The sequence below is a fragment of the Carnobacterium inhibens subsp. inhibens DSM 13024 genome (assembly GCF_000746825.1).
In the GTDB taxonomy this organism is placed as follows: Bacteria; Bacillota; Bacilli; order Lactobacillales; family Carnobacteriaceae; genus Carnobacterium_B; species Carnobacterium_B inhibens.
The window spans coordinates 764,921-779,066 of record NZ_JQIV01000006.1 but is presented as its reverse complement, the minus strand read 5'-3'; the positions used below and the strand labels follow the sequence as shown (position 1 = coordinate 779,066).

Annotated in this window: 13 protein-coding genes; 7 read left to right on the top strand and 6 right to left on the bottom strand. The window is 34.1% G+C overall.

Features of this window, described 5'->3' with window-relative positions; all coding sequences use genetic code 11:
• Nucleotides 1-249: 249 nt before the first annotated feature.
• Nucleotides 250-1,488, bottom strand: coding sequence for an aminopeptidase (locus BR65_RS04830; protein WP_023178433.1), 1,239 nt, complete (start codon nt 1,486-1,488; stop codon nt 250-252).
• A gap of 546 nt (nt 1,489-2,034) precedes the next feature.
• Here BR65_RS04830 and BR65_RS04825 point away from each other — a divergent pair.
• Complete coding sequence (locus BR65_RS04825) at nt 2,035-2,592, top strand: TetR/AcrR family transcriptional regulator (RefSeq protein ID WP_034537044.1); 558 nt, start codon at nt 2,035-2,037, stop codon at nt 2,590-2,592.
• Nucleotides 2,593-2,632: 40 nt separating this feature from the next.
• Here BR65_RS04825 and BR65_RS04820 read toward each other — a convergent pair whose 3' ends face one another.
• From BR65_RS04820 to BR65_RS04805, 4 genes are all read right to left on the bottom strand, one after another.
• The gene (locus BR65_RS04820; RefSeq protein ID WP_034537042.1) at nt 2,633-3,088 is read right to left on the bottom strand and encodes a flavodoxin; all 456 of its coding nucleotides are present in this window, start codon (nt 3,086-3,088) and stop codon (nt 2,633-2,635) included.
• Between the two features lie 108 nt (nt 3,089-3,196).
• Entirely contained in the window at nt 3,197-4,285 is a 1,089-nt protein-coding gene (locus tag BR65_RS04815; RefSeq protein ID WP_034537041.1) for a glycosyltransferase, read from the bottom strand.
• A gap of 79 nt (nt 4,286-4,364) precedes the next feature.
• Nucleotides 4,365-5,105, bottom strand: coding sequence for a WecB/TagA/CpsF family glycosyltransferase (locus BR65_RS04810; RefSeq protein ID WP_034537040.1), 741 nt, complete (start codon nt 5,103-5,105; stop codon nt 4,365-4,367).
• A gap of 126 nt (nt 5,106-5,231) precedes the next feature.
• Entirely contained in the window at nt 5,232-6,143 is a 912-nt protein-coding gene (locus BR65_RS04805; RefSeq protein ID WP_034538620.1) for an RluA family pseudouridine synthase, read from the bottom strand.
• A 248-nt stretch (nt 6,144-6,391) separates the two neighbouring features.
• Here BR65_RS04805 and map point away from each other — a divergent pair, with 248 nt between their 5' ends.
• The 3 genes from map (at nt 6,392) to BR65_RS04790 (ending at nt 9,342) form a co-directional block, all read left to right on the top strand.
• Nucleotides 6,392-7,147, top strand: a complete 756-nt coding sequence (gene map / locus BR65_RS04800) for a type I methionyl aminopeptidase (protein WP_023178422.1) — start codon at nt 6,392-6,394, stop codon at nt 7,145-7,147.
• Between the two features lie 134 nt (nt 7,148-7,281).
• Nucleotides 7,282-8,325, top strand: coding sequence for an acyltransferase (locus BR65_RS04795; protein ID WP_034537039.1), 1,044 nt, complete (start codon nt 7,282-7,284; stop codon nt 8,323-8,325).
• Nucleotides 8,326-8,406: 81 nt separating this feature from the next.
• Nucleotides 8,407-9,342 carry a YihY/virulence factor BrkB family protein gene (locus BR65_RS04790; RefSeq protein ID WP_034537038.1) on the top strand — a complete coding sequence of 312 codons (936 nt, stop codon included), beginning with the start codon at nt 8,407-8,409 and terminating at the stop codon, nt 9,340-9,342.
• A 54-nt stretch (nt 9,343-9,396) separates the two neighbouring features.
• On the opposite strand, the gene galE is transcribed toward BR65_RS04790, so the two are convergent.
• On the bottom strand, nt 9,397-10,407 hold the full coding sequence (gene galE, locus BR65_RS04785; RefSeq protein ID WP_034537037.1) for a UDP-glucose 4-epimerase GalE: 1,011 nt from the start codon (nt 10,405-10,407) through the stop codon (nt 9,397-9,399).
• A gap of 228 nt (nt 10,408-10,635) precedes the next feature.
• On the opposite strand from galE, the gene BR65_RS04780 reads away from it, so the two are divergent.
• The 3 genes from BR65_RS04780 to BR65_RS04770 are packed head-to-tail and all read left to right on the top strand — an operon-like array spanning nt 10,636 to nt 14,127.
• Entirely contained in the window at nt 10,636-11,694 is a 1,059-nt protein-coding gene (locus BR65_RS04780; RefSeq protein ID WP_034537035.1) for a glycosyltransferase, read from the top strand.
• Nucleotides 11,695-11,726: 32 nt separating this feature from the next.
• Nucleotides 11,727-13,154 (top strand): lipopolysaccharide biosynthesis protein, encoded by a 1,428-nt coding sequence (locus BR65_RS04775; protein ID WP_034537033.1) that lies wholly within the window; start codon nt 11,727-11,729, stop codon nt 13,152-13,154.
• 31 nt (nt 13,155-13,185) lie between these two features.
• A complete protein-coding gene (locus tag BR65_RS04770; RefSeq protein ID WP_051932659.1) occupies nt 13,186-14,127 on the top strand; it encodes a glycosyltransferase in 942 nt (313 codons plus the stop codon).
• Nucleotides 14,128-14,146 lie beyond the last annotated feature (19 nt).

Below are 14,146 nucleotides of genomic sequence, written 5' to 3'. Positions count from 1 at the left end.
TATTTTTAAAAGAATAAAAGCAGCATTTGCGACAAAAATTGATGTCACTCTTTCGTGAATAGACTCTACACGAAAGAGTGAGATCTAAAATGAAGTGAACCCATCATTTTAGATAAAAAACCCAATAAGAAAAAAGCTCACTCAGCCATAATCAAAAGAATATGGCTGAGTGAGCTCAATTTTTTTTATTTGTCCAAATACTCATCATAGTTGGCATGACTAAAAGTTAATTCACACCAAACTATAATATTAAGCCCAATCACCATTACGGAAAACAGGAACTTTAGTACCATCTTTACGGATTCCATCTACATCCATTTTGTCAGAACCAATCATGAAGTCGACATGGACAGTTGAACGATTTAATCCAGCTGCTTTTAATTCTTCTTCAGTCATTTCTGTTCCGCCAATTAAGCTAAAGGCATAAGCAGAACCTAAAGCTAAGTGATTTGATGCATTTTCGTCGAATAAAGTATTGTAGAATACGATACCTGATTGAGAAATAGGAGAAGGATCTGGAACTAAAGCAACTTCGCCTAAACGTGCAGAACCTTCGTCTGTTGCGACTAAATTTTTCAAGACATCTTCGCCTTGTTCAGCAGTTACATTGACAACTTTTCCGTCTTTAAACGTAAATTCCATATTTAAGATCGTATTTCCAGCATAGCTTAATGGTTTAGTACTGCGAACCACACCGTCAACGCGATTAGCGTCAGGGGCCGTGAAGACTTCTTCAGTGGGCATATTTGCCATGAAACGTTCGCCACGAACGTTATCACTACCGGCGCCTTCCCAACGGTGACCTTCAGGTAAACCAACCGTTAAATCAGTACCAGGAGCTGTGTAGTGCAAGGCTACAAATTGTTCTTTGTTTAATTCGTCAGCTTTTTCATTTAATGTGATATCCTTTTTAGCCCATGATTCAACAGGATCAGCATCATAAAGACTAACAGCTTTGAAGATGGCATCCCATAAAGCATCAACCTGTTCTTCTTCAGTTTCTAAATTAGGGAATACTTTTGCAGCCCATTTAGCACCAGCAGCTGCAGCAACTGTCCAACTCACTTTATTTGCTTGAGTTGCTTTACGTTGTTCGCTTAAAGCAATGCCAGCTGCAGATTGATAAGCAGCAATTTTGTCGCTGTCCACACCAGATAGTGCATCTGGATCTGAAGAACGAACACTGATGCGACTAGCACCTTTAGCAAGTTGATCTAATGATTCATCGATTTTATATTGAGGAATATTAGTTAAGCGTTCTTGGGGCGTTCCAATAAATTGTTCACGATTGACAACGTCATCTGCCCATTTCACGATAACTTCTGACGCACCTAATGCGTAAGCTTCTTTTGTAATCAAACGAGCCAATGGAGCTTGGTCTACATCGATTTGCAAGACAACTGTGTGTCCTTTTGTAACATTTACACCCGATTTAACTAATAAATGAGCGTATTTTTGTAAATTTTCTTCAAAGTTTGGCAATACCATAATCTTTTCCTCCTAATATACGAAATGAGGTTGGAACAAAAGGAACTAAAACAGAAAACGAGTTGTCTAGTTAGTTTGGTTTCAAACTCTTACTAAACAATAATAGCATACGAAAGAAAGAGAAACAATTTTACTAAAAGTCTTTTTTAAATTAAAAATAAAAAAAGAATTGACAATAGTTTGGCTGCGTGTCTCTTATCCTTTTTCTGAAGATAAAGAACAACTAGACCAATTTTGTTCGGGAAACACTTAATATATACGCAGTAATTTTTGTAAGACAAAAGTGTTCTCTTTTAATCACAATAGTGATAAAATAAATTAAGGAATATTGGAGAGAGAATCCGGATAACATAAAAGCAGTATTGTTTTTAAAGGGTAAGGATAAAAATAATATTACTTGATATTGGAATCAATTTCTAAATGAGGATGGCCAGTTATTCGTAAAAAAAGAAGTCAAAAACTGTTGGTTGTTATGATAAAAGATTTCAGGAGATAAAGATGCCCTATCCTAATCGATGGTAAAAGAGACCGAAGAGGTGAGTTGAAATGGCCAGAAAAAAGACAATTTTAAAATCACAAATTCTTGAAACAGCTTATCAAGTTGTGAAAACAGAAGGATTTGAAGGTTTTACAGCGCGGAATATTGCTAAAAAGATGGATTGCTCAACACAACCCATTTATTTAGAATTTAAAAATATGGATGACTTAAAACAAGAACTTGTTGAAAAGATAAAAACGTATATAGATGAAACAATCTATAAAAATGAACGAACAGAAGACCCTTTACTCAATATGTGTTTAAATTATGTTTATTTTGCAAAAAATGAACCCATCTTTTTTAAAGCACTTTTCTTTGAGTCTCAACTAGACCCTGATCAAATGCATAAGATTTCATTAGACATGATGATGGGAATTTTTAAGGAACTTGAAGGAACGAAAGAGTTGTCAAAAGCTGAAAAAACAAAACTGTTTAAAAATATTTGGATCACGGTTCACGGTACAGCTGTATTGATCGCCCAAGGGTTCTTGAAGTTTCATGAAAAAGATGTAATGGATTACATCGAACAAACATTAAAACAACACATGCCTAATTACAAAGCATAATAAAAAAGCCCTTATCTCCTGATAAGGGTTTTTTTATTGTCTAAGCTAGAGATTCAACTTTTTCAACTAATGCTTTTGCAAAAGCTTTAAAGTTTTCTATGTCTTCATCATTAGCATCTAAATCGACTTTTACGCTTTCAGTACCTTCTATAGCACCGATTGAAGCCAATTTATCAGAAAAATCATCTACGGATTGGCAGAACTTATCGTAAAAATGGTCTCCTGAACCGAATGTTCCAAAAACTTTTCCAGTTAAATCAATTTCACTGAGTTCTTCATAAAAATCAACGAATTCATCCGGTAAATTTGCATCATTTCCATAAGTGTAAGTACCTATAATACAGATATCTACATCAAGAAAATCCTCTGGTTCAGCTTGCATACACTCAACTGTTTCAACGTCCACATCTAAATCTACCAAAGCTTTTTCTACAATATCTGCACATTCTTCTGTGTTGCCGGTTAAACTTGCAAAGACAATTAAGGCTTTTGTCATTTTACATCTCATCCTTTTCTGTGCGTGTGTGTTTCCTTAGCAAAGTATACCAAAGGAATGGTAAGTTCTGCAATGGAATATAAGAGATTACTAACTGGATAATAGGTTTTATGCATGAATGAATGTTTCATAAAGTGCTAAAGTAGCATCATAGAATTTTTTGAGAGAAAATTGAGTAGAAGCTAATTGGTAAACTAACTCACCTTTAGTCTCTAGCGTTCCATTTTCCCATTCATCATAAGCTTCATTGAGAGTTTCTGTTAAAGATTCAATAGATCCAGCGGGGACACACCAACCATATTGTTTATCTGGAACTAAAAGGGAAATATCCCCAACATTTGTAGCGATAAAAGGAACTTTTTGATTGGCAGATTCCAACAACACCATCGGGAAACCTTCGTTATAGGAGGCTAATAGTGTCAAATCTGAGTTTTTAATCGTTTCGTCTACTAGAGGTTTATTTAAAAAACCTAAAAAATGAACACGGTCTTGCATATTAAGTTGCTGAACTTTTTTTTCAAGAGCAGATCTTAATTCTCCATCTCCTACTAAGTTTAGTGTAAAGTCTGAAAATTTGGCCGCATCTAAGCTTTCGAGTAAAAGCTCATGCCCTTTAATAGGGTGCAGACGAGCAACACATGTTAAAGTAAATTGCTTATTTGTTTTTGTTGCTTTAACCAGAGGAGAGCCAAATTGGAGACCGTTATAAATCACCGTTATCTTTTCTTTATTGATGCCTAAATCGCATAAAGGTTTTATCAAGCTGTCAGTCACAACGATTAAATGATCTGCTTTTTTTAAGCTGGCTAAATTAAGTTGAGTGAATACGTATCCTTTTACCCCTCTATTCATAAAATCAAGCGTAGGGTCACTGTGAACTGTAGTAAGCCATAGAGCTGGTACTTTTTTATGAATAAGAGAAAAGATAAGATTTGCACGTGCACCATGTGTATGTACAATATCAAAAGAATGGTCATTAATAAATTGAGCCAACCGTTTCAAAATAGATAAATCATAACGGGACTGTTGTTTGAGCGTGTGTACAGTTATTCCTAGTTTTTTAGCTTCCTCAGCAATAATTCCTTCTTCCAAAACAAGCAGTTCCGCAACAGATGGATCAAATTGAGAAAGCAGGGATAAGATATGATTTTTTCCACCACCATCTTCTAACCCAGCATTGATGTGTAAGACTTTCATAACGAAATAACCTCATTTGTGTTTGATTTTTATCATTAAACTAGTAAAAAACTGAACAGAATTTGTTCAGCTTTTTAGACTAATGTTTAGATACTTGTTTTTTTTCATTTTTTACTTCACGTAAGAAGCGAGGCAAAGCCATCATACGCTTTATTCTAAAGGGTTGTTTAATCAAACGATACAACCATTCAATGTTTAACTTGATAAAGATTTTTGGTGCACGTTTTGATTTTCCAGAAAGAACGTCAAAACTACCGCCAACACCCATTAACAAACCTGTTGAAGCAGTCCTCATATACTGGTGGATCCATTGTTCTTGCTTTGGATAGCCTATAGCAACGAACACTATATCTGGTTGAGTTGCTTGAACCGCTTCAATGACCGCAGAATCAGAAAAATCAAAATAACCATTTCGTGACCCAACTAGATTGATAGAAGGGTAAAGCTTCTTAACTTTAGCAACTGTGCTTTGCAAGACATCTTCTTTTGCACCTAATAGGTAAACACGACTGCCTTGTTGATTCGCTTCATCCAACAAAGCCAACATTAAATCGTACCCAGCTACTCGTTCAACAATTGGAGTACCTAACATTTTTGATCCTTTGATAATACCGATTCCATCCGCAATGACGTAATCCGCTTCTTTTATAAGCGACATATAATTGGGATCTTTTTTTGCGTACATGACAATTTCAGGGTTGGCAGTAACCACAAAAGATTTTTTTTTGTGGTCGATACGCGCCATTAATTCTTTGAGAAAGGCTTCTTTTGTTTTATTGTCAAAAGTTACACCTAAGACAGATACTTTTTTATGCTCCATAATTGCTAACCATCCTTAACCCCTTTTACTAAATATAACCATTTTACTTATCATACCATTGAACTAGCAGAGAGATAAAGCAAAGCTTTCTAATTTTTTTATTAATACAGAATATTTTACGTAAGTCTATTTTGAATGCATCAAAAATACTTTAGGTACTTTAGAGTGGAAACGTACCAATTCACCGCTAGTAGGGTGGATCAAAGCTAAAGTAGTGGCATGAAGGCCCAAGCGTTTTAACGGGTTCGTAGAAGCACCGTATTTTTTATCACCAGCTACAGGATGACCAATTGATTCCATGTGTACGCGAATTTGATTTTTACGTCCTGTTTCTAATTGAGCTTCTAATAAAGTAAATTCATCATTAGAACGAATTTTTTTGTAATGCGTGATGGCTAACTTTCCGCCATTATCATACGTACTTGAATGAACTTTCATTGCTTTACTACTTTCCACTAACCATGTTTTGATGGTTCCTTTTTCCTCAGTAACAACGCCTTCAACTAATACAGTATAAATTCGTTCCTTAACGATGTCTTTCCAATTTTCTTGCATAGCATCTTTGATTTTTTCAGTTTTTGCAAAAACCATTACACCTGAAGTGTCGCGGTCTAAACGGTGAACAATGTAGATACGGTTGTTAGGGTTGTCTTGTTTGACGTAGTTGATCAACTGACGATGAGCAGTCAATTCTTGAGCAAATTTAGCTGCAATCGATAATAGACCAGCTTCTTTATCAATGACAATGATTGCATCATCTTCATACACAATAGTCATTCCAATCAATGCGGTTTCTTTGATCGCCGCTTTGTTAGATTGAATCGCCACAACTTGACCAGGAAGCAAAGCATGATTGTGTTGCTTTACCATCTTTCCTTCGACCATCACTTGACCTCTCGTTAAAGTAGATTTTACAGAATTACGACTTGCGTTTTTCATGACACTTAATAAAAAAGGCAATAATTCTATTGCTTCAGTTACGGTATAAAGATTGTTATTGGTATTTTTTTTAGGGGTATACTTCGTTTTGTTATTCATTAAACCACTCGCTCTCATTAGTTGTTCTCTAGTGAAGTATAACGGAAAACGAAAGAAAAATAACCCTAAAGTCACAATTTTTCGAAGAGAATAGCCTATAGTTCGTTTCCAACTCACTTAATTATGAGAGAAAGGGCCTCCATTTTAATCAATAGGAAGAATGGTTCACAAATGGATAAATTAAGCTTATAATAGAAAAGAAGAGAGAATAATAAATGAGTAAGACTAAATAGAAAAGAGGAACAAAATTGATCACACTAAAATCACAACGTGAAATTGATGCAATGGATGAATCAGGAACATTACTGGCAAATGCACATATTGCCTTGAGAGAGATTATCAAACCGGGTGTCACGAGCTGGGAAATTAACGAATTTATGCAAAGTTATATCGAGGAACATGGCGGCATTGCTGAACAAATTGGATTTGAAGGCTATGAATATGCTACTTGCGTCAGCGTCAATGATGAAATTTGTCATGGATTCCCTAGTAAAAAAGAAGTATTGAAGAACGGCGACTTGATTAAAGTTGATACGGTTGTTAATTTAAAAGGTGCAATGTCAGATTCTTGCTGGAGTTATATTGTTGGTGAAGGAACTCCTGAAACCGAAAAATTGATGGAAGTCACTAAAAAAGCTCTTTATTTAGGAATCGAACAAGCACAAGTGGGAAATCGTATTGGGGATATCGGTCATGCAATCCAAACCTATGTTGAAGGGGAAGGTTTTTCTGTAGTTCGTGAGTTTATTGGACACGGAATTGGACCTACCATGCACGAAGCACCATCTGTTCCGCATTATGGAGAAGCTGGAAAAGGTCTTCGCTTAAAAGAAGGTATGGTTATCACGATTGAACCTATGGTCAACACAGGAACGTGGAAATCTAAGATGGATGACAATGGTTGGACAGCTCGTACTAAAGACGGCGGAATCAGTTGCCAATTTGAACATACATTAGCGATTACTAAAGAGGGTCCAAGAATCTTAACAGAACAAAAAGCTTAATTAAAAGTGAATTGAGTAAACTTAAAAATTAAAAAAGTAGGTTGAACACCAACTATGTATTCGTTGATGTTCAACCTACTTTTTTTAATGGTATACTAATAATAGAAAATTAGTTCATGAAAAGGAGGAAGTCTATGAAAGAAAGAGTTTTGTATGCTGATATTCTGCGTGTAGCAGCTACTTTTTTAGTAATTACCATTCATATTGCTTCACGTGATTTTAGTTTATATGAAATGGATTCCTATCAATGGCAAGTATTAAATATCTTTGACAGTTTTGCACGTATGAGTGTACCGCTATTTTTTATGTTGAGTGGAGTCTTTTTTTTAGATCCTAAGCGAGAATTTTCGATAAAAAAGTTATATAAAAAAAATCTTTTTCGATTAGTAACAGCTTTTATCTTCTGGTCAGCCTTATATGCAATGATTTTTACATGGAATGAATACCGGACATTCAATGCAGAAGTATGGGGAGTAATGGTTGAAGCATTTAAAGAAGGGCATTACCATTTGTGGTTTCTTTTTCGAATGATTGAAATTTATGTCATGATTCCTTTTCTGCGAAAGATTGCTGAAGATAAAAAAATCATCCTCTATCTTGTGACGTTTTGTTTTTATATTGGATTTATTTTACCTTCCTATAATGAATTTCCAGTTAGTTCGACTGTAACGTTTGTTGAAAGAGGAGTTAACCTAGATATCACATTTGGCTATGTTGGGTACTTTTTTATTGGCTATTATTTAGCGCATTACGATTTGAAAAAATGGATGAAAACAGGCATCTATCTATTAGGAGTGGCTGGATTGATCAGTACAATTATGATCACAAGTGTTGAGTCGCTTAAACAAGGCGAACATTATGATGTTCCTTATGAATATCTAACTCCAAATGTATTTTTTACTAGTTTAGCAGCTTTTTTATTGGCAAAAGAGAGATTACAAAGTAAGAACTTTTCAACTACATTTAAACGTGTTCTTTCAGAATTTTCAACTTATTCATTTGGCATTTATTTGGTTCATGTGCTGATTATATTTCTAGTATGGAAAGCGAACTTGAATACACTGTTTACTACTCCGATTCTATCTGTCCCACTATTAACCTTAGCTATTTTTTTAATCAGTTACGTTTGTGTAAAAGCAATGTCAAAAATACCTTTTGTCAAACGATTTATTTTATAAGACTTAGTCTATACAATAAATTGTTTGTTTTTTTTTGCCAAATGAGTATAATGGTGTTTGGTTTGAAAAAGGAGTTTAATCATGGCGGAAAATAGTCATATAGCTAAATTAGAAGTAAAAAAAGAAAAAACAAAAAGAGTAGCAGTAAAGTTTAGTAGAATTTTGATCCAAAAATATCAGGAAGCTGAGGTTTGGAGTTCAGGAGCCATTATTAGTTATTACATTTTATTATCCGTTTTTCCTATTATTATTGTGGTTGGAAATATATTGCCATATTTGAATATAGATGTAGCGCAATTGTTGCCTTATATAGAAAATGCTATACCAACTTATTTATTTGATCAAGTTGAACATTTGTTAACGAGCTGGTTTACACAAAGTAGCGGAGGAGTTCTATCTATTGCAGTAATTGGAGCGCTTTGGTCAGCCAGTCGAGGAATGAACGCGATGCAGGTGAGCATGAATAAAGCCTATGGAGTAGAACCGAGAAGAAATATCATTATGATACGGTTGTTTTCATTGATTTTAACGACGATGATGATTCTATTAATTATGGTATTAGTAATCATTTTTGGGTTTGGACAGTTAATATTGGAAAAGATTACACCGATAGTTGAATTACCTACTATCCTTATTGAGACATTTCAAAGTTTAAAATGGCCGGTTACGATGAGTGTGCTATTTGTCATTTTCTGTTTGTTATATTATTTTGTACCACATGCAAAAATAGCGTTTAAAAGGGTTCTTCCGGGAGCGGCATTTTCAACAATAGGCTGGATGTTAGTTTCTCAATTATTTGCTATTTATGTTGAATTCTTTGCTTTGGGGACAAAAAGTTACGGGACGATTGGAACATTTATGATCCTGCTGATTTGGTTACAGGTTATAGGTGCCCTAATGACTGCAGGTGCAGTGATTAATGCCGCTCTTGAAGTTTATCAAACTGGCTCTATCAATGAAGCTGCGCCACTTCGTGCAGAAAGATACATTCGAGCTAAAGTAAAAGGTTATTTTTAGATAATTCAAAAGAGTGCTAAAACCAGTCAACTGGTTTTAGCACTCTTTTATTGTTTATTCGTATCCGTTTGGATTGTTTTCTTGCCATTTCCATGAATCACGACACATATCTTCAAGTGTATGTTCTGCTTTCCAGCCAAGTTCTTTAGCTGCTTTTGAAGCATCTGAGTAGCAAGTGGCAATATCGCCAGGACGTCTATCAGTAATGGTATAAGCTACCTTTTTACCTGTAGCTTTTTCAAAGTTCTTAACTACATCTAATACACTGTACCCTTTTGCAGTTCCAATGTTGTAAGCTTCAATACCTTTTGTAGAAAGTACCTTTTCAACAGCTTTTAAATGCCCTTTAGCTAAATCAACCACATGAATGTAATCACGCACACCAGTGCCATCTTCAGTGTCATAGTCGCCGCCGAATACACTTAACTGCTCACGTTTGCCTACAGCTACTTGTGTGATGTAAGGCATCAAGTTATTCGGGATACCATTTGGATCTTCGCCGATTCGTCCACTTTCATGAGCGCCGATTGGATTGAAGTACCGCAACAATGCAATGCTCCAAGAAGAATCTGCAACATAAACATCTTGTAGAATTTGTTCGATCATCATCTTAGTTGTCCCATATGGATTAGTTGTGCTTAACGGTAAGTCTTCTGTTAATGGAGAAACATTAGTCATTCCATAAACGGTTGCAGAAGAACTGAAGACCAATTTTTTAACATTATATTTTTCCATTAGTTCGGCTAAAACAAATGTACTGGTTAAGTTGTTGTGGTAGTATTTCAACGGTTCGCTCACAGATTCTCCAACTGCTTTGTAACCAGCAAAGTGAATAACAGCTTCTATCGTATGTTTTTTGAAAACAGCTTCTAATGCTTCTTTATCTAATACGTCTACTTCATAAAAAGAAAACGATTTTCCAGTAATTTCTTTAATTCGATTTAACACTTCTGGTTTGCTGTTTGAAAAATCATCAACGATGACAACTTCATGTCCAGCATTTAATAATTCTACAGTTGTGTGGCTGCCGATATAACCGGCTCCGCCTGTTACTAATATAGCCATATGCTTATCCCTCATTTTTTTAATTTTTTTGTATTGTCAATAGTTCTATCTAACAAGGTTAAGTCTACTCATTAGAGTAAAATAAGTCAACGCTAATCAAGTTGGAAAACTTTAAAATTTCATTATAAATTTGAAGAAAATACTCTTTAGGAAACTGTAATGTTTCAGGCAATCGAGTGTGCTATAATAGGAAAGTCATTGTTTAATGAAGATAAGAGGGATAGAACTATGAATAAAGTATCAATTATTATGCCAATTTACAATGTTGCTGAGCAGCTAGAAAAAGCAATTCAGTGTGCATTAAATCAAACGTATAAAAACATAGAAATTATTTTAGTGAATGATGGATCGACTGATGAATCAGGAGCAATATGTGACCGTTACGGATTAAAAGATATTCGTATAATCGTGATCCATCAAAAAAATGCTGGTTCTGGATTTGCCCGAAATGCAGGATTAGATAGGGCTACTGGTGAGTATATTTATTTCGCTGATCCTGATGATTATTTTGAAGCAAACTTAATTGAAGAAAACGTTGCAAAAGCAGAAGAAACAGCTGCTGACATGGTCGTTTTTGGATATATTGATGAAGTAATAGATAAAGAAGGCAAGGTCACAAAAACAGAAAAAATACCCAAATTAAATGGACTTATAGTAAAAGAAGATTTTAGAAATGAATTTAGAAAACATTATGCATTATCTCCATATGCTTTATGGAATAAGTTGTACAAACATGATTTTCTAAAAAAACATCCTATTCGGTTTACAAATCAAAAAGTAGGCCAAGACGCGTTATTCAATCAAGCAGTTGGCTTAGATGTAGAAACGGTTTTTTACCATCAAAAAACCTATTACCATTATGTCTTTCGTGAAGGCTCTGCTGTCAATCGTTACCGCAAAGAGCGCTTTTATTATGAATACAATATTGCGAATCAATTTGAAGAGTGGATGGTCTATTGGAAGAAATCAGAAGAGTTCCACGATTTAATCAACCAGCACTATTGGGGAGCAATGTACTTAGAACTAAGCAATTTAGCTTGGGAAGATTGTCCTTTAACAAGTCTTGCAAAAGAGGAACGGGTCGAAGAACTGATGGAAAACCCTAGAATTAATCAAGCTATTGCTAAAATAGAAATAGAAAAGGAAAAAAATTCATTTGTAAAAGTATTGATATTACTATTAAGGTATAACAAATATACAGCTGCGTTAAAATTGATGCAGACGAGAGTCACGATAGGAAAGAAATTTCAGAAAAGTTTCAAAGTCATTAAAAAAGCTTTTGGGTAAATCATTAAAAATGAAGGAGTTGATGGATCATCATGGGAATGGCCGATGAGTTTAAAAAAGGCATTTTTTACAGTGCGATTGGGAAATATTCCAATGTTGTGATTCAGCTATTGGTTACCGCAGTCTTATCAAGAATATTAACTCCGCAAGAGTATGGAATAGTCGCTGTTGTAAATGTCTTTTTGGTTTTCTTTCAAATGCTGGCTGATTTTGGAATTGGTCCAGCTATTATTCAAAATAAATCTTTATCAAAACAGGAAATCAATAGTATTTTTGGATTTTCTCTCTATTTAGCTTTATTTTTAGGAATCATTTTTGTATTTCTAGGTTACCCAATCAGTGCTTTTTACAATAACGAGGTATACAAACCAATTAGTATGGTATTAGCGGTGTGTGTGTTCTTTTATGGTATTTTAGTCGTTCCGCAATCAATGTTATTGAGAGATAAAAAATTTAGTACTGTAAACATTGTAACAGTGTTAGCCAATATTGCATCAGGTGTTGTATCTATTGTACTAGCTATAAATGGCTTTAGTTACTATTCATTAATCATTAGTAATACCGTAAAAGCTGCATTATTATTTATTATTTTTTATGTCAAAACAAATTTAACGATTCGTCTAAAAATAGATAAAGACCCCTTGAAAAAGATTTTTAGTTTCTCAAAGAACCAATTTTTATTTAACTTTATTAATTATTTTTCTAGAAATTTAGACAGCATGTTGATTGGTCGCTATTTCTCAGCTAGTTCTTTAGCTTTTTATGACAAAGCCTATCAAGTGTCTTTATATCCTAATCAGATTTTGACAAATGTGATTTCTCCAGTTATTCAACCGATTATGTCTGATTATGAAACAAATCTAGACAAAATAAAATCAGTTTACTTAAAAATTACCACTATTTTAGCGACAATTGGATTGCCACTGTCTATATTTTTAGTTTTTAATTCTAGTGACATTATTTTGTTTTTGTTTGGGGACCAATGGGGCGGAAGCGTTGTAACCTTCCAGATTTTAGCCGTATCTGTCTGGATTCAAATGATATCAAGCAGTACGGGAGCCATTTTTCAATCGGCTAATCGAACAGATTTGTTATTGCTTTCTGGGATTTTGTCTGCAGTTGTGACCGTAACAGCTATTTTTGTAGGTGTTTTTGCTGGAAAAATAGAATATGTAGCTTTAATGGTTATAATGGCTTTTTCAATAAACTTCATTCAAACGAATTACTTATTGATGTATCGTTTATTTAAATCAAACTTTATTGAGGTCGGAAAAGCATTAGTCAAACCAGCTATTATGGCTGCTATACAAGTTTTATTTTTCTTGATCGTACCTCAATTTCCTTTTTCGAATTTCATGAATCTTGTGATTAATGGAATAGCCTTTTTACTCTTATTTGTTATAGGATTAATGATTACCGGACAAATGAAACTAATAAAAGAAGTCATTAAAAAGAAATAAGCATGATACAGGTTTGGAAAGGAAGAGTAAGATGCAGATACACCCAGTCGTTTCAGTCATTGTACCTGTTTACAATGTTGAACTGTATATAGAAGAGTGTTTAGATTCTATAATAAAACAGAGTTACCAAGAATTGCAGATTATTATAGTTGATGATGGAAGTACAGATACAAGCAAACAAAAAGTGAAACCTTATTTATCAGACACTAGAGTTCAATTTATTGAACAAGCAAATAAAGGCCTTTCAGGGGCTCGAAATACTGGATTAGCAGCAGCAATTGGAAAGTATATATTATTTGTGGATTCTGACGACTATCTAGAGTTATCGACTATTGAAGAATTAGTTAAGTTAACAGAAGAAAAACAAACAGATCTTATAAGGTTTAATGGCAGAGCATTCTTAGATGAATTGAACGAACCGATTGAACAAAACAACTATGATTTTAGCCAACGATTGCAAGAAGGAAGAGAATATATACAGGATCGTTTTGAAGCGAATCGTCGCACATTTGTGTCTCCTGTATATCTGTATATGGTGAAAAGAGAAGTCTTAGTAGAAAATGCTCTTTCTTTTTATGAAGGAATTTTACATGAGGATGAGTTGTTTACCACTCAAATATTTTTGAATAGTAGTTCTATGTTGTATGTTAATGCTTTTTATTATAATAGAAGATACCGTGAAAATTCGATTATGACGAATCAAAGTCCAGAAAGATTGCAGCGAACTTTTGATTCCTATTTGATTATCTATCAAGAACTCGAAAAATTATATTTGAAAAAAGAATATTCTAAAGAACAAAAAAAATTGATTAAAAGACAAATGATCTCCATTTATTCAGGTTTGCAGAATAGCAACATAAGCAATAATAAAAAAGAAAATGCTTTAAAAAAACTAAAAGGGATAACTAGAATAGACAAAATTTATATTTTTATACAAAAGTTGAGAAGTGCAAGACAGAATAACAAAGGGTAAATTATCTATTTAATAAGGA